The sequence below is a fragment of the Novosphingobium humi genome, from assembly GCF_028607105.1.
Lineage (GTDB): Bacteria > Pseudomonadota > Alphaproteobacteria > Sphingomonadales > Sphingomonadaceae > Novosphingobium > Novosphingobium humi.
This window is the reverse complement of record NZ_CP117417.1, coordinates 310,892-336,254: the sequence shown is the minus strand read 5'-3', so window position 1 is coordinate 336,254 and position 25,363 is coordinate 310,892. Positions and strand designations below refer to the sequence as shown.

At 63.8% G+C, this 25,363-nt stretch carries 30 protein-coding genes; 14 read left to right on the top strand and 16 right to left on the bottom strand.

The features are described from left to right. Positions 1 to 24 precede the first annotated feature (24 nt). Entirely contained in the window at positions 25 to 1,539 is a 1,515-nt protein-coding gene (rpoN, locus tag PQ457_RS01595; protein WP_273618062.1) for an RNA polymerase factor sigma-54, read from the top strand. On the opposite strand, the gene PQ457_RS01590 is transcribed toward rpoN, so the two are convergent. After that, positions 1,536 to 2,192, bottom strand: coding sequence for an MOSC domain-containing protein (locus PQ457_RS01590; protein WP_273618061.1), 657 nt, complete (start codon positions 2,190 to 2,192; stop codon positions 1,536 to 1,538). The two genes, rpoN and PQ457_RS01590, sit on opposite strands and share 4 nt — an antisense overlap. Positions 2,193 to 2,354: 162 nt before the next feature. Between PQ457_RS01590 and PQ457_RS01585 the strand changes: the two genes are divergently transcribed. Next, a complete protein-coding gene (locus PQ457_RS01585) occupies positions 2,355 to 3,011 on the top strand; it encodes an energy transducer TonB (protein ID WP_273618060.1) in 657 nt (218 codons plus the stop codon). Between the two features lie 18 nt (positions 3,012 to 3,029). On the opposite strand, the gene PQ457_RS01580 is transcribed toward PQ457_RS01585, so the two are convergent. Beyond that, entirely contained in the window at positions 3,030 to 3,638 is a 609-nt protein-coding gene (locus tag PQ457_RS01580; protein WP_273618059.1) for an HNH endonuclease, read from the bottom strand. Positions 3,639 to 3,740: 102 nt separating this feature from the next. Here PQ457_RS01580 and gluQRS point away from each other — a divergent pair, with 102 nt between their 5' ends. The 5 genes from gluQRS to PQ457_RS01555 all read left to right on the top strand — a co-directional run bounded on the left by gluQRS (position 3,741) and on the right by PQ457_RS01555 (position 6,810). Next, positions 3,741 to 4,586: a tRNA glutamyl-Q(34) synthetase GluQRS gene (gene gluQRS / locus PQ457_RS01575; protein WP_273618058.1), complete on the top strand. Its 846-nt coding sequence runs from the start codon at positions 3,741 to 3,743 to the stop codon at positions 4,584 to 4,586. 18 nt (positions 4,587 to 4,604) lie between these two features. Then, positions 4,605 to 4,838 carry an HIG1 domain-containing protein gene (locus PQ457_RS01570; RefSeq protein ID WP_310015511.1) on the top strand — a complete coding sequence of 78 codons (234 nt, stop codon included), beginning with the start codon at positions 4,605 to 4,607 and terminating at the stop codon, positions 4,836 to 4,838. Positions 4,839 to 4,857: 19 nt separating this feature from the next. Then, positions 4,858 to 5,430 carry a cob(I)yrinic acid a,c-diamide adenosyltransferase gene (locus PQ457_RS01565; protein WP_273618057.1) on the top strand — a complete coding sequence of 191 codons (573 nt, stop codon included), beginning with the start codon at positions 4,858 to 4,860 and terminating at the stop codon, positions 5,428 to 5,430. A gap of 20 nt (positions 5,431 to 5,450) precedes the next feature. Then, the gene (locus PQ457_RS01560; protein ID WP_273618056.1) at positions 5,451 to 6,320 is read left to right on the top strand and encodes a 3-hydroxyacyl-CoA dehydrogenase NAD-binding domain-containing protein; all 870 of its coding nucleotides are present in this window, start codon (positions 5,451 to 5,453) and stop codon (positions 6,318 to 6,320) included. A 79-nt stretch (positions 6,321 to 6,399) separates the two neighbouring features. Beyond that, positions 6,400 to 6,810 (top strand): hypothetical protein, encoded by a 411-nt coding sequence (locus PQ457_RS01555; RefSeq protein WP_273618055.1) that lies wholly within the window; start codon positions 6,400 to 6,402, stop codon positions 6,808 to 6,810. 3 nt (positions 6,811 to 6,813) lie between these two features. On the opposite strand, the gene PQ457_RS01550 is transcribed toward PQ457_RS01555, so the two are convergent. Next, positions 6,814 to 7,020: a hypothetical protein gene (locus tag PQ457_RS01550; protein ID WP_273618054.1), complete on the bottom strand. Its 207-nt coding sequence runs from the start codon at positions 7,018 to 7,020 to the stop codon at positions 6,814 to 6,816. A gap of 49 nt (positions 7,021 to 7,069) precedes the next feature. After that, positions 7,070 to 9,652: a DNA mismatch repair protein MutS gene (mutS, locus tag PQ457_RS01545; RefSeq protein WP_273619215.1), complete on the bottom strand. Its 2,583-nt coding sequence runs from the start codon at positions 9,650 to 9,652 to the stop codon at positions 7,070 to 7,072. Positions 9,653 to 9,801: 149 nt separating this feature from the next. On the opposite strand from mutS, the gene PQ457_RS01540 reads away from it, so the two are divergent. Together PQ457_RS01540 and PQ457_RS01535 are read left to right on the top strand one after the other, a co-directional pair. Next, positions 9,802 to 12,078 (top strand): NADP-dependent malic enzyme, encoded by a 2,277-nt coding sequence (locus PQ457_RS01540; protein ID WP_273618053.1) that lies wholly within the window; start codon positions 9,802 to 9,804, stop codon positions 12,076 to 12,078. 60 nt (positions 12,079 to 12,138) lie between these two features. Then, positions 12,139 to 12,660 (top strand): GNAT family N-acetyltransferase, encoded by a 522-nt coding sequence (locus tag PQ457_RS01535; RefSeq protein WP_273618052.1) that lies wholly within the window; start codon positions 12,139 to 12,141, stop codon positions 12,658 to 12,660. Between the two features lie 80 nt (positions 12,661 to 12,740). On the opposite strand, the gene PQ457_RS01530 is transcribed toward PQ457_RS01535, so the two are convergent. The 3 genes from PQ457_RS01530 to trmB form a co-directional block, all read right to left on the bottom strand. After that, the gene (locus PQ457_RS01530; RefSeq protein ID WP_273618051.1) at positions 12,741 to 13,880 is read right to left on the bottom strand and encodes an MFS transporter; all 1,140 of its coding nucleotides are present in this window, start codon (positions 13,878 to 13,880) and stop codon (positions 12,741 to 12,743) included. 20 nt (positions 13,881 to 13,900) lie between these two features. Further along, complete coding sequence (locus PQ457_RS01525; RefSeq protein WP_273618050.1) at positions 13,901 to 14,671, bottom strand: DeoR/GlpR family DNA-binding transcription regulator; 771 nt, start codon at positions 14,669 to 14,671, stop codon at positions 13,901 to 13,903. 135 nt (positions 14,672 to 14,806) lie between these two features. Continuing rightward, positions 14,807 to 15,526, bottom strand: a complete 720-nt coding sequence (gene trmB / locus PQ457_RS01520) for a tRNA (guanine(46)-N(7))-methyltransferase TrmB (protein ID WP_273618049.1) — start codon at positions 15,524 to 15,526, stop codon at positions 14,807 to 14,809. A gap of 81 nt (positions 15,527 to 15,607) precedes the next feature. Here trmB and PQ457_RS01515 point away from each other — a divergent pair, with 81 nt between their 5' ends. Further along, positions 15,608 to 15,784, top strand: coding sequence for a hypothetical protein (locus PQ457_RS01515; RefSeq protein WP_273618048.1), 177 nt, complete (start codon positions 15,608 to 15,610; stop codon positions 15,782 to 15,784). Between the two features lie 70 nt (positions 15,785 to 15,854). Here PQ457_RS01515 and ctrA read toward each other — a convergent pair whose 3' ends face one another. The 4 genes from ctrA to dksA all read right to left on the bottom strand — a co-directional run bounded on the left by ctrA (position 15,855) and on the right by dksA (position 19,236). Continuing rightward, positions 15,855 to 16,550, bottom strand: coding sequence for a response regulator transcription factor CtrA (ctrA, locus tag PQ457_RS01510; RefSeq protein ID WP_168602964.1), 696 nt, complete (start codon positions 16,548 to 16,550; stop codon positions 15,855 to 15,857). 148 nt (positions 16,551 to 16,698) lie between these two features. Further along, positions 16,699 to 18,183 carry an ABC transporter substrate-binding protein gene (locus PQ457_RS01505; protein ID WP_273618047.1) on the bottom strand — a complete coding sequence of 495 codons (1,485 nt, stop codon included), beginning with the start codon at positions 18,181 to 18,183 and terminating at the stop codon, positions 16,699 to 16,701. Between the two features lie 84 nt (positions 18,184 to 18,267). Beyond that, entirely contained in the window at positions 18,268 to 18,675 is a 408-nt protein-coding gene (locus tag PQ457_RS01500; RefSeq protein ID WP_273618046.1) for a PilZ domain-containing protein, read from the bottom strand. 102 nt (positions 18,676 to 18,777) lie between these two features. After that, positions 18,778 to 19,236: an RNA polymerase-binding protein DksA gene (dksA, locus tag PQ457_RS01495; RefSeq protein WP_273618045.1), complete on the bottom strand. Its 459-nt coding sequence runs from the start codon at positions 19,234 to 19,236 to the stop codon at positions 18,778 to 18,780. A 292-nt stretch (positions 19,237 to 19,528) separates the two neighbouring features. Here dksA and PQ457_RS01490 point away from each other — a divergent pair, with 292 nt between their 5' ends. After that, positions 19,529 to 19,888 carry an SEL1-like repeat protein gene (locus PQ457_RS01490; RefSeq protein ID WP_273618044.1) on the top strand — a complete coding sequence of 120 codons (360 nt, stop codon included), beginning with the start codon at positions 19,529 to 19,531 and terminating at the stop codon, positions 19,886 to 19,888. A gap of 16 nt (positions 19,889 to 19,904) precedes the next feature. Here PQ457_RS01490 and PQ457_RS01485 read toward each other — a convergent pair whose 3' ends face one another. From PQ457_RS01485 to PQ457_RS01465, 5 genes are read right to left on the bottom strand one after another with little or no spacing between them, the layout of a single operon-like run. Then, positions 19,905 to 21,044 (bottom strand): GNAT family N-acetyltransferase, encoded by a 1,140-nt coding sequence (locus PQ457_RS01485; RefSeq protein ID WP_273618043.1) that lies wholly within the window; start codon positions 21,042 to 21,044, stop codon positions 19,905 to 19,907. Next, positions 21,041 to 21,787, bottom strand: a complete 747-nt coding sequence (locus tag PQ457_RS01480) for a glycerophosphodiester phosphodiesterase family protein (RefSeq protein WP_273618042.1) — start codon at positions 21,785 to 21,787, stop codon at positions 21,041 to 21,043. The genes PQ457_RS01485 and PQ457_RS01480 overlap by 4 nt, the downstream gene beginning before the upstream one ends. A 2-nt stretch (positions 21,788 to 21,789) precedes the next feature. After that, a complete protein-coding gene (locus PQ457_RS01475; protein ID WP_273618041.1) occupies positions 21,790 to 22,254 on the bottom strand; it encodes a RidA family protein in 465 nt (154 codons plus the stop codon). Then, positions 22,247 to 22,876 carry an HAD family hydrolase gene (locus PQ457_RS01470; RefSeq protein WP_273619214.1) on the bottom strand — a complete coding sequence of 210 codons (630 nt, stop codon included), beginning with the start codon at positions 22,874 to 22,876 and terminating at the stop codon, positions 22,247 to 22,249. Before PQ457_RS01470 ends, PQ457_RS01475 begins: the two co-directional genes overlap by 8 nt. After that, positions 22,876 to 23,166, bottom strand: a complete 291-nt coding sequence (locus PQ457_RS01465) for a DUF3572 domain-containing protein (RefSeq protein WP_273618040.1) — start codon at positions 23,164 to 23,166, stop codon at positions 22,876 to 22,878. Before PQ457_RS01465 ends, PQ457_RS01470 begins: the two co-directional genes overlap by 1 nt. 72 nt (positions 23,167 to 23,238) lie before the next feature. Between PQ457_RS01465 and PQ457_RS01460 the strand changes: the two genes are divergently transcribed. From PQ457_RS01460 to spt, 3 genes are all read left to right on the top strand, one after another. Further along, a complete protein-coding gene (locus PQ457_RS01460) occupies positions 23,239 to 23,616 on the top strand; it encodes a response regulator (RefSeq protein ID WP_273618039.1) in 378 nt (125 codons plus the stop codon). 78 nt (positions 23,617 to 23,694) lie between these two features. Then, a complete protein-coding gene (locus PQ457_RS01455; protein WP_273618038.1) occupies positions 23,695 to 23,934 on the top strand; it encodes an acyl carrier protein in 240 nt (79 codons plus the stop codon). A 5-nt stretch (positions 23,935 to 23,939) separates the two neighbouring features. Next, positions 23,940 to 25,139 carry a serine palmitoyltransferase gene (gene spt, locus PQ457_RS01450; protein WP_273618037.1) on the top strand — a complete coding sequence of 400 codons (1,200 nt, stop codon included), beginning with the start codon at positions 23,940 to 23,942 and terminating at the stop codon, positions 25,137 to 25,139. Positions 25,140 to 25,363: the final 224 nt, after the last annotated feature.

Here is a 25,363-nt window from a genome sequence, read left to right as displayed (position 1 = left end):
ATGGCGCGGGGGGCGTAAACCATCATGGCGCTGGGGCCGCGCCTCGATCTACGCCAGACACAGTCGCTGGTGATGACGCCGCAACTGCAGCAGGCGATCAAGCTGCTCACGCTGTCCAATCTGGAGATCGAGGCGTTTATCGGCGATGCGCTGGACGCCAACCCCCTGCTCGAAATGGGCGAGGCGCCGCCTGTCGAACCCGTCGAGATCGAGGCGCGCCGCACCAGCCTTGAAAGCAGCCCCTGCGACCAATTGATCGGCGAAGGCATGGCCGCCGAGGACCGCCCGCTGGATATCAGCGCCGAGACGCTCGATGTGGACCGGGACACGGGCGATGGCGGGGGTGATACGCCCGAACGCTATGAACCGGCCTTTGAGGGCGAAGCAACCATCTCCGGCGGCGGCGAAGCCCCGGCGATGGAGGAATATGGCGCCTTTGACGAGACGTTGGCTGAGCATCTGCATGGTCAGATCGGCGCGGTGGTGCGCGATCCCAAGCTGGCTTTCATCGCCCGCTTCCTGATCGATCAATTGGACGATGCGGGCTACCTGGCCGCTTCCCTGCGCGAAATCGCCATGGACCTGCAAGTCTCGCCCGCCGAGGTCGAGGCCGCGCTGGCCTTGGTCCAATCGCTTGATCCCACGGGCGTAGGCGCGCGCAGCCTGTCGGAGTGTATCGCGTTGCAGGCCAAAGAGGCGGACCGCTATGATCCGGCGATGGCCCGGCTGATCGACAATCTGGAGATGATTGCGCGCGGCGAATTGCCCCGCCTGCGCCGGATGTGCGGCGTGGATGAGGAAGATTTCGCCGACATGCTGGCCGAATTGCGCGGCTATGATCCAAAACCGGGCCTGCGCTATGGCGGCGGGGCCGCCGCGCCGGTGGTGCCCGACATTCTGATTTCGGCGCGCGCCGATGGCGGCTGGAATGTCGCGCTCAATCAGGCCACCCTGCCCAAGCTGATCCTCAACCGCAGCTATTATCTGGAAATGCGCGGCGCCTGCGCTGGCAAAAGCGCGGGCAAGGAGGATCGCGGGTGGTTGTCGGAAAAGCTGGCCGATGCCAACTGGCTGGTCAAAGCGCTGGACCAGCGGCAGAAGACGATCCTCAAAGTGGCCAGCGAATTGGTGCGCCAGCAGGAAGGCTTTTTCCGCCATGGCGTCAGCCAGTTGAGGCCGCTGACATTGCGCGCGGTGGCCGAGACGGTGGGGCTGCATGAATCGACCGTCAGCCGCGTGACCAGCAACAAATATCTTATGTGCGAGCGGGGCACGTTTGAGCTGAAATATTTCTTCACCAGCGGCGTATCGGGCGCGGATGGCGAAGGCGTTTCGGCCGAGGCGGTCAAGGCCGCGATCAAGCAGTTGATCGACAATGAAGACCCCAAGAAGATCCTGTCGGACGATACGCTGGTCGATCTGCTGAAAGAAAAAGGCTTTGAACTGGCCCGCCGCACCGTGGCCAAATATCGCGAGGCGATCGGGCTTGGTTCATCCGTGCAGCGCCGCCGTCAAAAAGCGCTGAGCGGGAAACGTTAGGCCGCCAGTTCCACAGCCCGCTTGCGCCATGCCTGCGCCAGCACCGGCATCGCCGCCAGATCGGGCAGCACGCTCGGGTCCGCCTTGTGCCCGCCCCCGATCAGCACATGAAACAGGCGCGAAACCGGCCAATCCACCAGCCCACGCTCGACCAGTTCGAGCGCATCGCCCGCCTGCACCGCGCCTTCCTCGATCACGCGGTAATACCAGCCCGAGCGCCGGTTCCCGACGATCCGCGCGGCCAGCGGCGCATGGTCAAAGCGATGCCCCAGTTTCCAGCAGGGCTGGCGCCCATGGCTGACCTCGATCAGCGCGCTGCCCAGCCGGAACCGGTCGCCCAACACCACATTGTCCTCGGTCAGGCCCAGCGTCGAGATATTCTCGCCAAATCCGCCGGGCGCGGCCAGCAACGGGTGGTCGCCCAGATCGTCCTTCCACGCGGGATAATGGTCAAAGGCATAATGATGGATCGCCTTGTCCGGCCCGCCGTGATGCTTACGGTCGGCCTGTTCATCGCCCTCGATCCCCAGAAAGCCCACGCGGATGGGGCCGGCAACCGGCTGCTTGGCAATCGCGCTATGCTCGTCGGCATCACGGAAACGGACGGCGCGGCCCGTCATCACGGCAAGGATGGGGGTGGAAAAGGCGTTCATAGGCCCGGATTTGCGCGCGCACCACCAAATCCGCAAGCGCGAAATTAGCGCTGGGACGGCATGAAATTTATGTTACGATACACCATCACCCAATCAGGTCGGCATTGACGGACGTAACAAAACAGGGTGGACCAGATCGGGTGACAGAAGGGGAGATCTGTCATGACGTATACTGCACAGACAAGTCTTAAATCCCGTATGGCCTCGCTGGGGGCGGTCGCGCTGCTGCATGTCGGGGCGGCGGTGGTGCTGGTTTCGGGCCTTGCCGCCTATCGCGTGATCGCGCCCGAACATCATACCGATGCGGTCAACATGCCGTTGGCGCCCCTGCCCCAGCCCGAGGTGAAGCCCAGCCAGAAGGCCGATGCCAAGCCGGTGCTGGCGCCCCAAACCGTGATTACCTTGCCGCTCGACCCCATGCCGCAGCTTACGGTCGATCCCATGCCGACGCCGGGCGTGGAGGTCACGCCGAGCGCCACGCCGGAGCCGCGCGCCACCACCGAACCGGCCCGCCCCCATGGCCAGCCCAAGGCGGTCAGCCCGCGCACACGTCCGGGCGAATGGGCCAATGAGGACGATTATCCCGCGATGGAGCTGCGCATGAACCACGAGGGCGTGGTGCGCTTTCAACTCTCGGTGGGCAGCGACGGGCGCGTATCATCCTGCACGGTGGTGCAGAGCAGCGGATGGCCGGGGCTGGATTCGGCCACCTGCGCGCTGGTGACCAAACGCGCCCGGTTCAATCCGGCACTGGATGAAAGCGGCCAGCCGATGGCGGGCAGCTACAGCAATGCGATCCGCTGGATAATCCCGCGCTGATGCCACAGGGCTGGAGGTTCACGCCTCCAGTTCGACATCCCAATAGAGCCAGTCGCGCCATGTTTCGTGCAGATAATTGGGCGGAAAGGCGCGGCCCCGCTCCTGCAACTGCCAGCTTGTCGGCCGGATCGGATGGGTCAGCAGCGGCATATGCGCCTCGCGCGGGGTGCGCCCGCCCTTTTTCAGATTGCAGGGCGAACAGGCCGCGACGATATTTTCCCAACTGGTCCGCCCGCCAAGGCGGCGCGGCAACACATGGTCAAAGGTCAATTGATGCGGATTGCCGCAATATTGGCAGGAAAACCGGTCGCGCAGAAACACGTTGAACCGGGTGAAGGCGGGAAATTCCGAAGGCTTCACATATTGGCGCAGCGCGATCACCGAAGGCAGTTGCATCGCCCAGCTTTGCGAATGCACCTCGCGCTCGTAACTGGCGATAATATCGACCCTTTCGAGGAAAACCGCCTTGATCGCGGTCTGCCATGGCCAGAGGCTTAAAGGGTAATAGGAAAGCGGGGTGAAGTCCGCGTTCAACACCAATGCGGGACAATCGCTCAAATGGCGGGAGGGATCCTCCCCGGCGCTGCGGAACCGGGCCGCGCGCTCTATCAGCTCCGCCTTGAGCATGGCTCCTGATAACAAGCGGGCATGACGGTTTGGCGACAATTCATGGGCCTAATCAACACTGACTTGCCGCCAAGGTCAAGGGGTGCCAGAGGGCAAAATGCGATGATCCGAACCCGTTTCGCCCCCAGCCCGAATGGCCTGCTGCATCTGGGCCATGCCTATGCGGCCATTGTCGCGCATGATCTGGCGCGGCAACATGGCGGCGAGTTCCTGCTGCGGATCGAGGATATTGACGCCGCGCGCTCGCGCACCGAACTGGCCGAGGCGATGATCGAGGATCTGCGCTGGTTGGGCCTGCATTGGGATGGGCCGGTGGTGTGGCAATCCACGCGGCTGGGGTCCTATGGCGCGGCGGCGGATCGGCTGCGGGCGATGGGCCTGCTCTATCCCTGCCGCTGCACCCGCGCGGACATCGCGGCGGCGGCCACCGATCACGGGCCTGACGGCCTGATCTATCCCGGCACATGCCGCGGGCGCGATGTCGATCCGGCGGGGGCGGCATGGCGGCTGGACATGGCCCGCGCGGTCGAGATCGCCGGGCCGCTGGTGTGGGAGGATGAATTGGCCGGACCGCAGCATGCCACGCCTGAGATCTTTGGCGACATCGTGCTGCTGCGCAAGGAGGCGCCCGCCTCCTATCATCTGGCCGCGACATTGGACGATGCGGCCGACGGCATCACGCTGGTCACGCGCGGGGCCGATCTGTTTGCCGCCAGCCATGTGCATCGCCTGCTTCAGGCCCTGCTGGACCTGCCCGTGCCGCGCTGGCACCATCATGGGCTGATCGTGGAAGGCGACGGGCGCAAACTGGCCAAGCGGCGGGGCAGCCCTTCGCTGGCCGACATGCGCCGGGACGGGGCGGACGGGCGGGCGCTGGCCGATGCCCTGCGTCATGCCCTTTTGCCCGCTGGCCTTTCGCTGACAACAGGCATAGGCTGGACCACATAAGAAATTGGGAGAAGGGCGATGCTGAAATATATCCTCATTCCGGTGATCGTGGTGGCCATGGGCTTTGTCGTGGTCAGCCTGGCCAAGGGGATCATCGCCTTTTTGCAGACCACGCGCGACGATCTGGAAAGCGGCGGCGGAAACGGCCCCAGCCCGATGCAGTTGAAACAGAACGAAATGATGTTTGCCCGCATCAAATATCAGGCGCTAGCGGTGATCGTGGTGGCGGTGCTATTGGCCGCGTCGAGATAATGGCGAACAGGACATAACCTTGGTCAAGCTGAACAAGATTTACACCCGCACCGGCGATGATGGCACCACCGGGCTGGTCGATGGGTCGCGCGTGGGCAAACATGCCGCAAGGATGGAGGCGATAGGCGCGGTGGACGAGGCCAACAGCGCGCTGGGTCTGGCGGTTCTGGCGGTCGACGGCGCGCATCGGGCGGCGCTGTTGCGGGTTCAGAACGATCTGTTCGATCTGGGCGCGGATCTGGCCACGCCCGGCGATGATTTCGCGCCCGGCCCGATGTCCTTGCGCATCGTGCCCGAACAGGTCGCGTGGCTGGAAAGCGCGATCGACGTGGTGAATGAAGATCTCGATCCCCTCACCAGCTTCATCCTGCCGGGCGGATCGGAAGGCGCCGCGCGCACCCATATCGCGCGGGCCGCCGCGCGCCGGGCCGAGCGCGCCTGCGTGGCGCTGGCCGCCAAAGAGGCCGTCAATCCCGCCGCGCTGGCCTATATCAACCGTTTGTCGGATTATCTGTTTGTGCTGGCACGCGCGCTGAATAACAATGGCGCAGACGATATTCTGTGGGTGCCGGGCGCCAGCCGGGGCGCCTGAAGGCAAAGGGGTTGATGCAAATGACGATTGTTGGGGTGATCGGCGCGGGCCAGATGGGTTCGGGCATTGCGCAGACTTCGGCCGCGTTCGGCCATGAGGTTTTGCTGGCCGATGTGTCGGTGGAATTGGCGCAAAAGGCCAAGGACAAGATCGGCAAGGGGCTGGATCGGCTGGTCGCCAAAGAAAAGATCACCGCGCAGGCCGCGCAGGATACTCTGGCCCGCATCACCCCGGTCGGTGACTATGCCCCGATGGCCGAGGCCGGTTTCATCATCGAAGCCGCCACCGAGCGCGAGGACATCAAGGCCAAGATCTTTGAGGCGGCGGGCAAGGTGCTGGGCGCAGAGGCGATTCTGGCCAGCAACACCTCCTCGATCCCGATCACCCGCATGGCCCGCCAATCGCCCGATCCGGCGCGCTTCATCGGGCTGCATTTCTTCAACCCCGTGCCGGTGATGAAGCTGATCGAGATCATCCCCGGCCTTGCCACCAGCGCCGAAACCATTGCCGCCACGCGCAGCTTTGCCACAGGTCTGGACAAAACCGTGGTGCTTTCGCAGGACGAGCCGGGCTTTATCGTCAACCGCATCCTGATGCCGCTGATCAACGAAGCCGCCTTTACGCTGGGCGCGGGCACGGCCAATGTGGCCGATATCGACACGGCGGCGCGGCTGGGGCTGAACCATCCGATGGGGCCGCTCGAACTGGCCGATTTCATCGGGCTCGACACCTGCCTTGAAATCACCCGCATCCTTTTGCACAGCACGGGCGACAGCAAATACCGCCCCGCCCCGCTGCTGGCCAAATATGTCGAGGCCGGATGGCTGGGGCGCAAGACCGGGCGTGGTTTCTATGACTATAGCGGCGAGACGCCCGTTCCCACGCGCTGAAACGCGGGACAAGGGAACCTGAGGCGGCCACGGCGGCTTTCCTGTTGGCCACGTCCTTCGGGCGCAACAGGAGAGCCCCATGGCCAGCACGCCAAACCAGCCCGTCCCGGAAAACCCCGTTCCGCAAAATCCCACGCCCGACATCCCGCCCGCCATCGAGCCGCAGGTGCCCCCGCCGTCGCAGCCCGAACCCGGCCTGCCCGCCCCCTCCGACGATCCGCCGCCTGAAACGGTCAACCTCTCGCAGGAGGATGAGCAGACACAGGCTCAGACCTATGGCGAGGCGGCGCAGAATCTGCGCAGCGACAAGTTCGTGCTGGCCGAAAGCCGCAAGGTGGTAAGCGGCAAGGTCGGCGACGATGTTCAGGATCTGGTCGACCACATGCGCGGCATGGCGGCATCGGGCCGCATCGACATGGACGCCTATCGCGGCGAACGGAATGACGATGACGAGGAGGAATCTTTGGGCGCGGCCGCCGCGCGCGAATAGCGGCTATTTGGCCCAGGGCGAGGAAGGGCTGTCGCCCGATGAGGGCTGGGCCGAAGGTTGCACCACAGAGGCGGCGTTGCTGTCGGCCGGGCCGTCATGTTTGGCTTCGCTGGCCGTGAAATAGGCCGTCACCATCACGCCCGCCGCCCAGAACAAAGCCTTCCAGCGACTGGCGAAAACGGTGGTCAGGCGGGGTCCGAAAGGAAGCATGGCGCAAGGTTTAGACCGTCACGGTTAAACCTTGCGCCGCCAAGCATGGTTAACCGATCTCGCGCTTCAGTTCATAAAGCCAGCCCAGCGCATCGCGCGGCGAAAGCGCGTCAATGTCCAGCGCCGCCAGCTTTTCGCGCAAGGGGTCGCCCTTGGGCGCTTCTTCGACCACATTGGCAAAGAGCGGCAGATCGCCCAGCCCTGCGGCAATCCCCCCGGTTTCCGCCCGCCCCTTTTCCAGTTTCGCCAGCACCGATTTGGCGCGGGAAACCACCGGCCCCGGAACGCCCGCCAATCGCGCCACGGCCAGACCGAAAGAGCTTTCCGCAGGGCCGGTCGTCACTTCATGCAGCAGCACCAGATCGCCCTTCCATTCGCGCGCGCGCACATGATGCAACGTGAGCGCCTCGCACGTGTCGGCCAGCCGCGCCAGTTCGTGGTAATGGGTGGCGAACAGGCAGCGGCAACGGTTGACCCCATGCACCGCCTCGGCCACCGCCCATGCCAGCGCGAGGCCGTCATAGGTGCTGGTGCCGCGCCCCACCTCGTCAAGGATGACGAAGCTGCGCGGCGTGGCCTGTTGCAGGATGGCGGCGGTTTCGACCATTTCGACCATGAAGGTCGAACGCCCCCGCGCCAGATTGTCCGAGGCGCCCACCCGGCTGAACAGGCGGTCGACAAGGCCTATGGTGGCGGCGCGTGCGGGCACAAAGCCGCCCGCCTGCGCCAACAGGACGATCAGCGCATTCTGGCGCAGAAAGGTCGATTTACCGCCCATGTTCGGCCCGCCCAAGAGCCAGAGCCGGTCAAACTGGCTGAGCGTGCAGTCATTGGCGACGAAACGCTCGCCTGATGCACTCAGCGCCGCTTCGACGACCGGGTGGCGGCCCTCGACGATGGCCAGTTCGCATTTCTCGCTGATGGCCGGGCGGCACCAATTACCCTGCGCGGCGCGCTCGGCCTGCCCTGCGGCCACGTCGATGCGGGCAAGGGCGGCGGCGGTGCGGGCGATGTCGTTGCGCGCGGCAACCGCCACGGCGCACAATTCCTTGAAATGCGCTTCCTCGGCCTCCAGGGCATCGCCGCCCGCCTCGGCGATGCGGCCCGCCTCCTCATGCAGCGCCAGCGCGTTGAAACGCATCGCGCCCGCCATGGTCTGGCGATGGGTAAAGCCGCTGTCGGGGGCCATCAACTGATCGCCAAAGCGGGCGGGGACTTCGATGTAATAGCCCAGCACGCCGTTATATTTGATTTTCAACGCGGCAATGCCGGTCTGATTGCGGTACTTTTCTTCCAGTTGTTTGATCGCTTCACGGGCATCCTTGGAGACGGCGCGCAATTCATCCAACTGGGCGTCATAGCCTGCGGCGATGAAACCGCCCTGCGAACGCTCGGTGGGCGGGGTGGCGATCAGGGCGCGCGAAAACAGGTCGATCAACCCGTCATGGCCCACCAGCGCAGGCAATAGAGCGCCAAGCAGCGCCGGGCGCATCTCTGAGCGTTCCAGCCGCGCCGCCACGATCCGGGCCAGCCGGGCCGCACCCGCCAGACCATCGCGCAATTGCCCCAGATCGCGCGGGCTGCCGCGCCCCGCCACCACGCGGCCCAGCGCGCGCCCGGCATCGGGCAGGCTGCGCAATTGCCCGCGCACATCCTCGCGCAGCAGCGCATCATCATAGAGCCACTGCACCAGTTCGAGCCGTTCCTCGATGGCCGCCCGGTCGAGCAAAGGCGCCGAAAGATCCTCGGCCAATTGCCGCGCGCCCGCACCGGTGACGCAGCGGTCCACCGCCTCGATCAGGCTGCCCACACGCCCGCCGGTTGAGGAACGCAGGATTTCCAGACTGCCGCGCGTGGCCTCGTCCATCGCCATATGGGCCTCGCCATGGCGGGCGACAGGGGGCAGCAGCAGCGGCAATTTGCCCCGCCCCACATGGTCAAGATAGGCCAGCAAGCCGCAGGCCGCCGCCAGCATGGGCCGCGTAAATGTGCCAAAGCCGTCGAGCGTGGCCACGCCATGAATGCCGCAAAGGCGCTCCGCCCCGCCCTCGCTGGAAAATTCATGGGCCCCGCGCGGGATCGATTCGAAAGGCGCCTCGCCCCAATTGTCCGGCGCGATGATCTCGCTGGCCCCCAGCCGGGCCAGCGCCGCGCCCATATTTTCGGGGTCGCATTCCTCCAGTTCCATCCGGCCCGTGGAAATATCCACCGACGCCACGCCCACCTTGTCGCGCAGCAGACAGGCCGATGCCAGCACATTGGCGCGGCGCGGTTCGAGCAGCGCCTCCTCGGTCAAGGTGCCCGCCGTGACGAAGCGGACGATATCGCGCATCACCAGCGCCTTGTATCCGCCGCGCTTCTTGGCCTGTTCGGGGGTTTCGACCTGTTCGGCAATCGCCACGCGGCATCCGGCCTTGATCAGGCGCGCCAGATAGGATTCGGCGGCATGGACCGGCACGCCGCACATCGGGATCGGTTCCCCGCCATGTTCGCCCCTGCTGGTCAGCGCGATGTCGAGAATCTGCGATGCCCGTTTCGCATCCTCGAAAAACAGCTCGAAGAAATCACCCATGCGATAGAACAGCATACAACCATCGGCCTTATCCTTTAGACCAAGGTATTGCGCCATCATGGGCGTTGCGGCTGGGGGGGCGGATTTCTCACTCATGATGCCGGATTAGCCGCAGAATCGATACGATGGAATGCCCACACCCCACGCTTTCCCCTATCGCTGTGCGATCACATTGGTTAGGGCAGCCTTGCAAGAAGGAGAAAGTTTCGGTGTCCGAGGAAAGCCCCGAGCAAGCCAACGTCCGGTTTACCGAGCGCGAAGCGCTGTTCTACCACAACACGATCCGCCCTGGCAAAATCGAGATCATCGCATCCAAGCCGATGGCCACGCAGCGAGACCTGAGCCTGGCCTATTCGCCCGGCGTCGCGGTTCCCGTCGAAGCCATCGCCAAGGATCCCGCCACCGCCTATGATTACACCGCCAAGGGCAATCTGGTCGCGGTGATTTCCAACGGCACGGCCATCCTTGGCCTCGGCAATCTGGGCGCGCTGGCCTCCAAGCCGGTGATGGAGGGCAAGGCGGTCCTCTTCAAGCGCTTTGCCGACGTCGATTCCATCGACATCGAGATGAATTCCGAAGATCCCGAGGCGCTGATCGAAGCCATCGCGCTGATGGAGCCCAGCTTTGGCGGGATCAACCTTGAAGATATCAAGGCCCCCGAATGTTTCGTGATCGAACAGGCGCTGCGCGAACGGATGAAGATCCCGGTCATGCATGACGACCAGCACGGCACCGCGATCATTTCGGCCGCCGGTCTGATCAACGCCTGCATGATCACCAACCGCAAGCTGGAAGACATCAAGGTCGTGGTCAATGGCGCGGGCGCGGCGGCGCTGGCCTGCACCTCGCTGATCAAGTCGATGGGCGTGCGCCACGAAAACGTGATCGTGTGCGACCGCGACGGGCCGATCTATCGCGGCCGCGAAAAGCCGGTCAACCAGTGGCAGAGCGCCCATGCGATCGACACCGATGCGCGCACGCTCGAACAGGCGCTGAAGGGTGCCGACGTGTTTCTGGGCCTGTCGGCGGCGGGCGCGCTGCCTGCGGCCTATGTCAAGGAAATGGCGCCTGAGCCGATCATCTTTGCGATGGCCAACCCGGTGCCCGAAATCACCCCGCCCGAGGCCAAGGCCGCGCGTCCCGACTGCATCATCGCCACCGGCCGTTCGGATTTTCCGAATCAGGTGAACAATGTGCTGGGCTTCCCCTTCATCTTCCGCGGGGCTCTGGACGTGCGCGCCACCGCGATCAACGAAGAGATGAAGATCGCCGCCGCCAACGCCATTGCCGAACTGGCGCGCGAACAGGTGCCCGAGGAAGTCGCGCTGGCCTATGGCAAGAACCACAGCTTTGGCCGCGATTACATCATCCCGGCGCCGTTTGACCCGCGCCTGATGGAGGTGGTGTCGATGGCCGTGGCCAAGGCCGCGATGGACAGCGGTGTGGCGCAAAAGCCGATCGAGGATTTCAACGCCTATCGCCATCAGCTTAAAGGCCGCCTGAACCCGACCACCTCGGTGCTGACCAACGTCTATGAACAGGTCAAGGCCAACCCCAAGCGCGTGATCTTTGCCGAGGCCGAGAACGAAGTGGTGCTGCGCGCCGCGATCCAGTTCAAGGATTTTGGCTATGGCACGCCGGTTCTGGTGGGCCGCACCCAGGCCGTTCGCGACAAGCTGGTCGAACTGGGCGTGGGCAAGCCGGATTCCTATGAAATCCACAATGCCGCCGACAGCGAGCATGTCGCCGAAATGGGCAAGATGCTGTACGAGCGCCTCCAGCGCCGCGGCTATCTGGAGCGCGACATCAAGCGCATGGTCAATCAGGACCGCAACGGCTTTGCCTCCGCGCTGCTGAAGATGGGCGTGGGCGATGCGATGGTGACGGGCGCGACCCGCCCCTTTGGCCAGACCATGCGCGAAGTGCGCCATGTGCTGGACCCCAAGCCGGGCCATCTGCCCTTTGGCATCCATGTGATGGTGGGCAAGAACAACACCACCTTCCTGGCCGACACGACCTGCAACGAGCGGCCCAATTCGGAAGAATTGGCCGTCATCGCCAAGGAAACGGCGGCCGTGGCGCGCCGTCTGGGTCATGAGCCGCGCGTGGCGTTCCTGTCCTTCTCGACCTTTGGCAATCCCACGGGCAAGTGGCTGGAACCCATTCGCGGGGCGATCTCGATCCTCGATTCAGAGCCGCAGAACTTTGAATATGAAGGCGAAATGACGCCTGACGCGGCGCTCAACCCGGCGGTGATGAAGCATTATCCCTTCAGCCGCCTGACCGCGCCGGCCAATGTGCTGATCTTCCCCGGTCTGCAATCGGCCAATATCGCGGCCAAGCTGCTGCGCGAACTGGGCGGCAATACGGCCATCGGCCCGATCCAGATCGGCATGGAAAAGCCGGTGCAGATCGTGCCCATGACCGCGATTGCGCCCGATGTGCTGACGCTGGCGGTGCTGGCGGCGGCGGGCATCACCGGGTAATCCGTTGACGGGGCCGGCGCGAGGCTCTCTCGCGCCGGCCCTTCTCCGAGGAATGCGCGCATGATGATCCGCGATGCGGACCGGGATGATCTGGTCGCCATTCTGGCCATTTATAACCATGCCGTTCTGCACACGACGGCGGTGTGGAACGAAACGCCGGGCACCATCGGGGAACGCCACCAGTGGTTCGACGCCAAGCAGCAGCGCGGCTTTCCGGTGCTGGTGGCGGTCGAGGGCGATAAGGTGCTGGGCTTTGCCTCCTATGGCGATTTTCGGCCTTTTCCGGGATATTCGCAATCGGTCGAACATTCGATCTATGTCGCCCCGGATGCGCATCGGCGCGGGATCGGGCGGGCTTTGCTGGGCGCGCTGATCGCGCGGGGGCGGGCGGCGGGGCTGCACGCCATGATCGGCGGAATCGACGCAAGCAATGACGGCTCCATCGCCCTGCATCAAGCCATGGGCTTTACGCAGGTGGGGCGCATGCCGCAGGTCGGCCACAAGTTCGGGCGCTGGCTTGATCTGGTCTTTATGCAGAAATTGCTGTCAGACAGCCCCGCCTCGGTCAATAAGACCCCTTAGACCGCGCAGACCGCCCATTGCGTGCGCCACAAATTGCGGCAGATCTTTCTTCGCAATACCCCTGTTGATCCGGGGCCTTTTTACAAAGAGGCTCTGGAGCGGACCACCAGCCCCGAACAAAGCGGCACAAGGCAGAGCAATCCGGCCAGCATGACAAAAGACATGATCAGCCCGGCATATTTCGCCACCAGCCCGATCATTGCCGGCCCCAGCAGCACGCCCGCATAGCCCGTTGTGGAAATCGAGGCGATGGCCAGTGCTGCGGGCATCTGGTCTTGGGATGCGGCCTGACGGAACAGCACCGGCACGATATTGGCCGCCCCCAGCCCGATCAGCACAAAGCCCGCCCATGCCAGCCCCGCCACCGGCGCGGCGATCAGCACGCCAAAGCCCGCCACCGCCACAGCCCCACCCCACAGCAGCGCCGCGCGATCCCCGATCCGCGCCGTCAGCGCATCGCCCGTCAGCCGCCCCAGCGTCATGGCCATGGCAAAGAACATATAGCCGAAACCGGCGCGCTTCACATCGACCAGCCCGCCCTCGGTCAGGAACAGCGCGCCCCAGTCAAGCAAGGCCCCCTCGGCCAGAAAGGTGATCGCCGTCAGCCCCGCCAGCACCAGCACGATGCCATGGGGCAGCGCGAAATGCGGCTCGCCCTCCACCGCCTTGGTCCGCAGCAAGCGCGGCGCGGCATAAAGCAACGCCCCCGCCATCAGCAGCGACCCCAGCAAAGCCCCGGTCAGCGCGCCGGCCCCCAGCGAGAGCAGCAGCGCCATCATCAGCGATCCGGCAAAGCCCCCGATGCTGAAGAGCGCATGAAAGCCCGACATCAGCGGGCGGGCGGCGTGTTTTTCCACCTCGACCGCATGAATGTTCATCGCCACATCCAGCGACCCCAGCGAAGCGCCAAACACCAGAAGCGCCGCCCCCAGCGCGGGCACGGTGGAGAGAACCGCCAGCAGCGGCAGCATCACGCACAGGCCCAGACCGCTGACCAGAATGACCGGGCGCGTGCCGAACCGGCTGCTGAGCGCGCCTGTCGCCAGCATCGCCATCACCGATCCCGCGCCAAGGCAAAGCAGCAGCGCGCCCAGCATCCCTTCGTCCACCCCCAGCCGCAATTTGGCGAAAGGCACCATCGGCGCCCAGCAGGCGATGCCGAAACCGGCGACCAGAAAGGACAGGCGCGTGGCAAGCCGCGTCGAGGGGCTGTCAGCCATGAGGGGCAATCTCCGAAAATTCAGGCGGGCGCGCAGGCCAGAATCGCCCTTCGCCCGATCTGCGCCATCAGCGCAGGCGCCAGCACGGCCGCGTTACGTTCGAGCACCAGATGCGTGATCCGCTCGAGCGGGGCGATGCGGAAATGGGTGCGGCTCGCCAGCTTGTCGCTGGTGGCCATGACCACGCTGTGGCGGCTGACCTCGATGGCGGCGCGTTTGAAGGCGGCGTCCTCGGCGTAAAAGGCGCCGATGCCTTCCTCGCCCGATACCGCGCAGGCGCCCAGAAACGCCCGGTCGATGTTGAATTGGCCCAGCGCCTGCACCGCGCCCGCATCGACGCAGCCGCCCACCTGCGCGTCCACCTTGCCGCCGATCATATAGGTGGCGATGGTGCCGCGCGCCTGCAGCGCCCCGGCCATCACCACCGAATTGGTCACCACCGCGATGCCATCGGGCAGCAAGGGCACCAGCGCCAGATTGGTGCTGCCGCTGTCGATAAAGATCATCTCGCCCGGCGCGATCAGGCCCACCGCAGCGGCGGCCAGCGCGTGCTTGCGCTCCTCGCTCTCGCCGATGCGCTGGTTGATCGGGGTCGATGGGGCCGAAAGCGGCAGCGCGCCGCCATAGACCCTGCGGCACCGCCCCTCGGCAGCCAGCGTGCGCAGGTCGCGCCGGATCACATCCTCGGACACTTCAAATTCGGCGGCCAGCGCATTGGCCACCACGGCCTGTCCTTCATCGAGTCGGCGCGCAATCAACTCGCGGCGGCCAAGGGGGAGATTATTATCCATGGCCGGGTTATGGTTTGCATGATTTTACGTGTAAATATACGATTTTGCACGTTTATGGAATTCATATACCAATATGCGAAACCGCCTCAGCCCGATAGGCGAGGCGGCCGACAGGATTGGAATTTCGAGGGAAAATCAGACCTTGCGGCGATAGCGGAAGTACCAGACCTCATGGCCGTAAACCGTGCGCGCCTTATGCTCATAGCGCGTCTGGGGCCAGCCGCCGGGGCGCACCTGAAAGTCCTTGGCTTCCTTGGCCAGCCATTCAAACTTGTCGGTGTGGCGCTGCATCACCATCAAGGCATGGCGGACATAGATCGCATGGTCGGTGCCAAAGCGGAATTCGCCGCCGGGCTTCAATTTGCGGGCGAACATTTCCACCGGGCCATCGTTCATCATCCGGCGCTTGGCATGGCGCGCCTTGGGCCATGGGTCGGGATGCAACAGATAGAGCATGGTGAGCGAACCATCGGGAATGCGCGAGAGCACCTCCAGCGCGTCGCCATGATGGATGCGGACATTGGGGATCGGGGCATGAGCGCCATTGTCTCCGGACACATGGGTCAACGCCTGCGCCACGCCATTGATGAAGGGCTCGGCGCCGATAAAGCCATGATCGGGCAGCATATCGGCGCGGTACGCCATATGCTCGCCCCCGCCAAAGCCGATCTCGAAATGCAGCGGGCGGTCCTCGCCAAACAGGCGCTGGGCGGTCACCTCGCCTTCCGTCGGCACGGCGATCTGGGGCAGCAGCGTGTCCACCAGCCCTTGCTGTCCGGCGCGCAGGGGCTTGCCCTTGGAGCGGCCATAGAGCCGGTTGAGCGTGGTGGGATCGCCTTCTTTATGCGCGGTCATGTCTGTGCCTTCAAGATTTCGCCCGGCGCGATGGCAGGCCGTTAAGGCAGGGTCAAGGCCCAGCAGGCAAAGGAGGGCGCCATGTTTGCCCTCGGTTGCCTTGCGCTGATCGTTCTGCCGCTGCTCGGCTTTATCGCCGGATTGGTGATGGGCGGACAGGCTGCGGGCCTGTGGGGCGCGGGCGTCGGCCTGATCGCGGCCCTGCTGATGAGCGCCATTGCCGCCCTCGCGCTGGTCAAGGCCAGCCGCAAGCGCTGAGGCCAAATGAAAAGCCCGCCTTCCTTGCGGAGGCGGGCCTTCATGTCGGGTTGTTCGGGGGATGGCCGGTTCAGGCCGCCACAGCATCCTCGCCCGGATCGCGCAGCACATAGCCGCGGCCCCATACGGTTTCGATGTAATTTTCCCCACCGCAGGCATGCGCCAGCTTCTTGCGCAGCTTGCAGATGAACACGTCGATGATCTTGAGCTCGGGTTCGTCCATACCGCCATAGAGGTGGTTGAGGAACATTTCCTTGGTCAATGTCGTGCCCTTGCGCAGCGAAAGCAGCTCGAGCATCGCATATTCCTTACCGGTCAGATGCACGCGGGCGCTGTCAACCTCCACCGTCTTGGCGTCCAGATTGACCGAGAGCTTGCCGGTGCGGATGACCGATTGCGAATGGCCCTTGGACCGGCGAACCACGGCATGAATGCGCGCGATCAGTTCTTCGCGGTGGAAGGGCTTGGTCACGTAATCGTCGGCGCCAAAGCCGAAGGAACGCACCTTGGAATCCATTTCAGAAATGCCCGACAGGATCAGCACCGGGGTCTGAACCTTGGCCACGCGCAGCTTTTTGAGCACGTCATAGCCATGCATATCCGGCAGATTGAGATCCAGCAGGATGATGTCGTAGTCATAGAGCTTGCCGAGATCGAGGCCTTCTTCCCCGAGATCGGTCGAATAGACATTGAAGCCCTCTGTGGTGAGCATCAATTCGATGGCTCTGGCCGTAGTCGGCTCGTCTTCGATCAACAGCACGCGCATATGGGTGAACCCCCTTGCCCCGAAACCCGCGAACGCACCTTCACCGGGCACATCCGCTATTAACCATAGGAGGAATGAACGCGAAAGGTTAATTTAATGTAAACCGGCATTAACCCCCCCATTTTTTTGGGCTAACTCGTAAGAGCCCCTAACGGGCGGCGTCCGACAAAGGGTAAAGGGGATGCACACCATAGGCATTGGGAACAAGGCCGCGCAAAAGGTTGCCCGCCCCCTTGCCGATCATGGTCCAACGCACCGGTAAAGCCAGTGGAATGAAGAGATTGGCCTCCATCACCTCGCGCTCGGCTTCGGCATAGAGGGCAGGCGCAAGGGGGGGCTCGACATTCCAGGCCTGGGCCACCAGATGATCGGCATCGGGGGTACAGACGGGATGCACACCGCAATGTAACTGGTTAAAAAACCAGACCGGCGAAGGATAGCGCGCCACTTCATCAACCAGACGCAGATCCGCCGACTCGCCCATCCCCACCCGGCGCAGCCGCAAACCGATCGCCGCCACATCCTGCGCCAGCCGGGAAAACAGCACATTGGCCCCCGCCCCGTCCGGCATGGCGATCCGCAGTTCAAGCCCGTCGCCCTCCTCGGGCCGGGCCGTCAGCTTGCGCGCCTTGCTCCACACCGCCACCCGCTCGACCGCCACCGCGCGGCGATGGTCCATATCCATGTCGCTCCAGCGCTCGGGAAGCTGCACTTCGCCGATGCCCGGCGAGATGAGCCGCGTGGTGGGGCTCCACCCCGGTATGCCCCCCGCCTGCATCCCCAAAGCATTCACCAGCGCCGCGCGGTCGATCACCATGGCCAGCGCGGCGCGATTCGTCGGCACCGCCAGAAAGCCGCTGTCCTTTTCCACGATCAGCCCGAACAGACCCGGCGCCACATCAAACCGCGCGGTCCGCTGGCCCAGCAGGCCGCGCTGGATCGGCGGCAGATCGGTGATCCGCCCGCCCAGCACCACATCGGCCTGACCCGCCAGCAATTGCGCCACCGCCTTTTCGCCGCCCATCGCGCGAATCGAAAGCGGGCGCACCGTCGCGGCCCAGCCCTCGGGCATCGGCAGGCCCCGCGCATCGGGCGAAATCGGCGTCAGCCAGTCCAGCCCCTCGACATGCTTGCGCCGCATCGGTCCGGCACCCTGCCCGCGATGCTCCAGCCCCAATTCGGGTTGGGCCAGCAATTGCAGGAAATTGGGCATGGGTTGGGCCAGCCGGATTTCGATCACGCGCCCGGCCATCGCGCGAATATCCTCGATGATCGTCAGATCCTGCCCCAGCGCGCGGCCTTTTTGCGCCGCAATGGCGCGGCGCAGCGCCTGTCGAGCCGTCTCGCCGCTCAGTTTGGTGCCATCGGGCCACGCACTGTCGCGCAAGCGGAAGATATAGCCACGCCCTTCATCCGCCACGATCCAGCGTTCGGCCAGACCGGGCACGACCTTGCCCTCCTCATCCAGACTGACCAGACCTTCGGCCGTGGCCGCGCGCAATTCGCGATCGAGCGCGGCAGAGCCCGAATCATTGACCATCACCACCCGCAGCGGTTGCTGCTGGGCCGAGCCATGGCAGGCCGCCGCCAAAAAGGCGGCCATCAGAATGGAGATGCGGTTCTTGCGCAGCATGATTGCGCCAAGCCTAGAACAATTTGGCGCCCAGAGGAACGTCCGCTGCGCCCCGAATCAGGTTTGCACCCCGGTTTTTGCGCTTCAGACTTTGCGCAACTGGCCCGGATCGACCTGTTTCACTGCGGCCAGCGGACGCATCGGCACAAAGCCCGAGTCGTCGGGGGCGGTTTGCGCGGCGCGCACGCTCTTGGGGTCGATCTCTTCGTTAAAGGCGATGCCGCAACGGTTGCCCTGAACCCAGGCGACCGATCCCGCCACCCAGCCGACATTGCGCAGCTCAACCTCCAGCACCATGCCGGCCGCCACGCGCATATCACCTTCGGCCATCAAACCGCCGCTGGAAAGATTGCGAATCTTGACCCGATGCACCGGATCACGGTCGCTGGTACGAAGACAAGCCAGCATGAACAGGCTGTCCCGGTTGATCTGGCGTTGCTCATCACCGGCCATGGTTGGCTCACTTCCCGCTGCCGTGGCCCGGCCCGGCATGGATCGATCCAGACCGGGACGGGCGCGCTAATTCACAACAAGGTATTAACGCAAAATGGCAAATAAAGCGTAAATCTATCCGGTAACTTGCGGATATCAGCCTTAATCGTCGCGTGATACCCGTTCACGGCGTTCATGAGCTTCCTGCGCCTCAACCGTCATGGTGGCGATCGGACGCGCGATCAAACGGCCAAGCCCGATGGGTTCGCCCGTGACTTCGCAATAGCCATATTCGCCTTCCTCGATTCGGCGCAGGGCCGAGTCGATCTTGGAGATCAGCTTGCGCTGGCGGTCGCGGGTGCGCAACTCGATGCCCCAGTCGGTTTCCGAGGAGGCGCGGTCATTGAGATCGGGTTCGCGCAGCGGGCCTTCCTGAAGCTGGGACAGCGTGTCGGCCGCGGCGCTCAGGATCAGCTTTTTCCATTGCTGGAGCAGCCGGCGGAAGTAGTCCAGCTGTTCGGCATTCATGTATTCTTCGCCGTCGGACGGGACATAATCACCGGCCAGCGATCGTCTGGCCTTGACCAGCACATCGATTTCGTCTGCCAGACCACTTGCCATTATAACCCTCCGAATTCCATCCGCGGGATTGCTAGACATCCCATTCTATCGCCCGGCCTATAGTTTGCCCCCTGAAGGTCCACAAGCGGCAAAGCCGATCCGCAATAGCTTAAACCACCGCAAAATTGCGAATAGGGCGCGCCTTGCCCATGTTTTGGTGACAGGCTCATGACATGGCCCCAACGGCAGGCCCAGTCGCGCCGCAATGGCGCGCGCCACGGGCGAGAGAAATTACCGCGCCATTTACCACTTGTTATCCATCTTGCGACAGCTTGAGCCTCATGAACGGGAAATGGGGAACTTCGACATGGGATACAACTGGACGCAATCGCAGGACCATCTGTTAGCCGCCTCGGCCCATCAGGCGCCGGGCGAGATCACCGGCCTGATCGCCAATTGCCTGATCGCGGCCAGCCAGGGCTGTGTGGATGCCTATTTCGATCTGGGCGTGGCCTTTTCCACCGGCAGTCATTGCGCCGTTTGCGATCTGATCGAGGCGCATAAATGGTTCAATCTGGCGGCGGTTGGCGGGCATGACGAAGCCGCGCAATGCCGGGCCGAAGTGTCCGAGGAAATGACCACGCGCGAGATTGCCGAGGCCCAGCGCCGCGCCCGCGCATGGATTGCCACCACCGCCCGCCGTGCGGCCTGAATCATTCGTTGCGCTATTATCCGCCGCGCCGGAAAGGCGTTCTGGCTTCCAGAAAATTCTGATCTGCGGCAATGCCTTCGCGCTCGCGCCGCAAGAAATCCTCGACCGCGCGGCGGAAACCGGCATGGGCGATGAAATGCGCCGATGTCGTGCGCACCGGCGCATAGCCGCGCGCCAATTTATGCCCGCCCTGCGCCCCGGCCTCGACGCGGGCCAGGCCCAGCGCGATGGCCGCATCGATCGCCTGATAATAGCATAATTCGAAATGCAGGAAGGGCTTGTCCACAATCGCCCCCCAATAGCGGCCATAGAGGCAATCGCGCCCGATGAAATTGAGCGCGCCCGCCACCGGATGATCCTCCACAAAGGCCATCACCAGCAGGATCTTGTCCGCCATCCTCTCGCCCAGCAGGTCGAACGCGGCGCGGGTCAGATAGGGGCGGCCCCATTTGCGGCTGCCGGTGTCCTGATAGAAGCGCCAGAAAGCATCCCAATGTTCGGGCCGAATCGCATCGCCCGTCAGTGCGCGAATCGTCACCCCCTCCTGCGCCGCGCGGCGCTCCTTGCGCAGATTCTTGCGCTTGTCGGACGAGAGCGCGCCCAGAAATTCGTCAAATCCGGCATAACCGGCATTGGCCCAGTGGAACTGGATGTCATGGCGAATCAGCCAGCCCGCCTCCTCAAACGCCGCCACCTGATCGGGCTCGATAAAGGTGGCATGGGCGCTCGACAGGCCCGCATCGCGGCACATCTGCTCGGCGGTGCGAATCAAGGCGGGCATCAATTCGGGATGCCGCGTCAATAATCGCGGACCGGTGGCGGGGGTAAAAGGCACCGCGATCTGCAATTTGGGGTAATAATCGCCCCCCGCCCGCTCCCACGCATCGGCCCAGCTGTGATCGAAGACATATTCGCCCTGGCTATGCGTCTTGACATAGGCGGGCAGCGCGGCGGCCAAATGGCCCGCCCCGTCATGGATCGTGATGGGCGCCGGGGTCCATCCGGTCCCCTCCCCCACGCTTTGCGAATCCTCCAGCGCGGAGAGGAAAGCGTGGGAAACGAAAGGATTGCCCCCATCGGTCAGCGCGTCCCATTCCCGCGCCGATAGGCCGGACACGCCGGGCTGCACATGCGCGGTATAGGGGGCTTCACTCACGCCAGACCATCTCCTTCGGCGATCAGCGCATCGGCATGTTCCAGCGCCACTTCGCGCTGGATGGCGCGGCGCACTGTCCATGTGGCGATGGGCCACGTATTGCGCCAATGCGCAACTGTATCATGGGGCAAACCGCGAATATCCACGGCGAGAAACTCTATTTCTGCGGCAGAAAACCGGCGGGGCATCAACCATTTCGCGCGCCAGCCCGACATGTCGCGCGCCTCCAGCACCATGCCGCGCACCACATCGGGCGCGTTTTGCGCAAACCAGCGCGGCGCGCGATGGTCAAAACTCATGATGGCCACCGGCCCGGCGTAATCGGCCAAAGCACGGGCCACGCCATCGCACAGGGGCGCGGGGTCCTCGCGCTTGTCCAGCTTGATCTCGATCAGCAGCGGGACACGGCCCGCCACCAGATCGAGCAATTGGCCAAGCGAAGGGATCACATCGCGCGTGCCCCCCACCGGCAGGCGCGAGAGCACCTCCATGCCGTGATCCTTGACCGGCCCGCGCGCATGGGTCAGCCGGTCCAGCATGGCGTCATGAAACACCACCACCGTGCCGTCGCCCGCCAGCCGGACATCGCATTCGATGCCATATCCGGCCGCGATGGCACAGGTGAAGGCGGAGAGCGTGTTCTCCGCCCAATGGCCCAGCCATTGGTCGCCGGATCGGGCCATATCATGCAGGCCCCGATGGGCGATCACCGCCCCGCGCAGCCAATCGGCCCTTTCCGTCATCCTCAGGCCTTGACCGCCACGATGGCGTCCACCTCAACCGCCGCGCCCAGCGGGAGCACCGGCACGCCCACCGCGCTGCGCGCATGCTTGCCGGCGTCGCCAAAGACCGCGACCATCAGCTCGCTGACGCCATTGGCCACCTTGGGCTGGTCGGTGTAATCGCCGGTCGAATTGATGAAAGCGCCCAGCTTGACGATGCGCTCAACACGGTCGAGGCTGCCCAGAGCGGCCTTCAATTGGGCCAGCAGCATCAGGCCGCAAGCCTTCGCGGCTTCATAGCCTTCTTCGGTGCTGACGTTTTCGCCAAGGCGGCCCTTGACCAGCGCGCCGTCGATGAAAGGCAATTGCCCCGAAACATGGGCAAGGCCGCCCGCCTCGACCACCGGCACATAGGCCGCAACAGGCGCCGCCGCGACCGGCAGGGTAAGGCCCAGTTCGGCCAGACGAGCTTCTACAGAATCAGTCATTGGTGTCTCCATGCAGTCGGGCTTTCAGCCAGGGCAAAGCGCTGGCCCAGTCATCGATCCGGGCGTGAGCATGACCCTGGGTGAAAGCGCAAGTGATATGTGGCGCAAGTAACGGTTCGCCGCAAAGATGCAGTCGGGCGATGTCAGGTGTAACCTCAAAGGCAGAGCCGTGATGCTGGGCGATATCGTCGATGAAAACCGCCCGGCTGGGGCGATATTCATCCAGGATCGCGCGGATCGCGGGGCCTTTGGGGCCTTGATTGGTGAACACGCGGATGTTCAGGCCATGATCGGCCAATTGCCTTGTGCGGGCCTCTTGCCGGTGATCCTCCAGATTGGTCAGAATCACGACATCGGCATCCTGCGCCAATTCGGTCATGCCCTCGATCGCGCCCGCAATGGGCGACTGGCGATGCATTTCGGTGTCAAAGAAAGCGCCCAGCAGGCGCCACATCTCCGGCCCCGGCACCGCCGATCCATCGCCGTAATGCATCGAGCGCGAAAAATCATTGCCGTTCATGGTGAAGGTCACGCCCTGCGTCTCGCCCAGCCAGTCGCGGAAGGGAGCGATCATGTGCAGCAGCACCTCGTCGCAATCGGAGATGATAAGCGGGCGCGCCATCATGCCCCCCAATCCGCATCATCCATAGGCGCAGCCAGCGCGGAATGGGCCTTTTCCAGCGCCTTGGGCGGCACGCCCAGCGCATCGGCGCAGGCAAGAAGATCCGGTTCGTGACTCAAGACAAACTCCAGTATCGCGGCCAGCACCACGCGCTCGCCGATTCTTTCGCGCAATTCCTCCGGGCTGACCCCGGTCAGCGCCAGCAGCCGGTCGGCATGATCGTCATCGGACAAGACCCAGCCCAATGCGGCCAGAGCAAGGCCCTCGGCCTCTCCATCATCTTTTACCATGCGCAGAATTGTCAGCCCCCTTGATAGGTCCTAGAGCCTTGGCCCGAACGCATTACGATCACAGGCAGGCGCATGGCAAAGCGAATTATGGTTGTCGAGGACAATGACCTCAATCGCAAGCTGTTCTGCGATGTTTTGAAGAGTCAGGGCTTTACCGTCGAGCCGGTGGGCGACGGGCTGGAGGCGCTGGACAAGGCGCGCGCTTTTGTGCCCGACCTGATGATTATGGACATCCAATTGCCCAATATTTCCGGGCTGGAGCTGATCGAGGGGGCCAAGGCCGATCCCTTGCTGCGCGCAATCCCTGTGCTGGCCGTCACCGCCTATGCCGGAAAGGGCGACGAGGACCGCATCCGCGAGGCGGGCGCCGACGGCTATCTAGCCAAGCCGGTTTCGATCGGGCCGTTTATGGCGGCGGTCAAACGCCTGCTGGAAAACACGCCCGCTTGACATTTGCGCGCCGCCGCCGCTTTTGCGCCGCAATTGTCGGCCAGAGGGCCGTCACTGCATTTGCATAAGGAATCTTGCATGGACCGCGCCGCCACCAGCGAAAAGATCGCCGCGCTGATCGAGCCCTTCAACAAGAAGGGCATCGCCATTTCCGACGCCACCAGCTTTGCCGGCGATCTGGAATTCGACAGCCTGACGGTGATGGATTTCGTGGCCGCCATTGAGGATGAATTCGACATCATCATTTCCATGAACCAGCAGGCCGAAATCGAAACCTATGGCCAGTTGGTCGATGCCGTTGTGAAGCTGCAGGGTTGATGGCCATGACGGATCTTTTTTCCAAATTCGATCCTCTGATCCAGATGCGGACGGATCTGCTCTCCACGGGCGTGACCGATCCCTTTGGTCTGGTGATGGAAAAGGTGATCTCGCCCACGGTTGCCCTGTGCAACGGGCGCGAGACGATTTTGCTCGGCACCTATAACTATATGGGCATGACGTTCGACCCGGACGTGATCGCTGCGGGCAAGCAGGCGCTGGACGATTTCGGTTCGGGCACCACGGGCAGCCGTGTGCTGAACGGCACCTATGCCGGACACAAGGCGGTCGAGCAGGCGCTTTGCGATTTCTACGGCATGGATCATGCCATGGTGTTCTCGACCGGCTATCAGGCCAATCTGGGCATCATTTCCACCATCGCGGGCAAGGGTGACTACATCATCCTCGACATCGACAGCCATGCGTCCATCTGGGACGGGTGCAAGATGGGCGATGCCGAAGTGGTGCCTTTCAAGCACAATGACATCGAGGCGATGGAAAAGCGCCTGAAGCGCGTGCCCGAAGGCGCGGGCATTCTGGTCGTGCTCGAAGGCGTCTATTCGATGCTGGGCGATATCGCGCCTTTGAAGGAAATGATCGCCATCGCCAAGAAATATGGCGCGATGGTGCTGGTGGACGAGGCCCACTCGATGGGCTTTATCGGCCCCAACGGTCGCGGCGTGGCCGAAGAACAGGGCGTGCTGGATCAGGTCGATTTCGTGATCGGCACGTTCAGCAAGTCGGTCGGCACGGTGGGCGGCTTCTGCGTTTCGAACCATCCCAAGTTCGAGATCATGCGTCTGGTCTGCCGCCCCTATGTGTTCACGGCTTCGCTGCCTCCCTCGGTTGTGGCCACCGCCGCGACCTCTGTGCGCAAGCTGATGCATGCCGCCGACAAGCGCGCCCACCTGTGGGAAAATTCGCGCGTGCTGCATTCAGGCCTGCGCGAGCGCGGGTTCAAGCTGGGCACCGAAACGCCCCAGTCGGCGATCATCTCGGTGATCATGCCCGACCTCGAACGCGGCGCGGCCATGTGGGAAGCGCTGCTGCACGAAGGTCTCTATGTGAACCTGGCGCGTCCCCCGGCAACGCCGGCAGGCATGACGCTGCTGCGTTGCTCGCTGTGCGCCGCGCATTCGGCCGAGCAGGTGCAGACCATTATCGGCATGTTTGAGCGGGCCGGTAAGAAGGCCCGGATTATTTAAGCCCGTTCAAGGGGTTAATGATGCGAGGGACTCGTCCCTCGCGCTCCCGATACTGCCTGCGTTGCGCCATGGGTTCGACGTTTTGTGTCGGACGCGGCGTTGGAAAAATGAAAGCCTGCGGCGCCGTTGATTGCGCCGCAGGCTTTCATTTTATCGGCATTACGCCCCGCTGCCATCGAGGCGCCACCCTATTAACGGGATTGCAAAGGGCCCCCGCCCTTTGT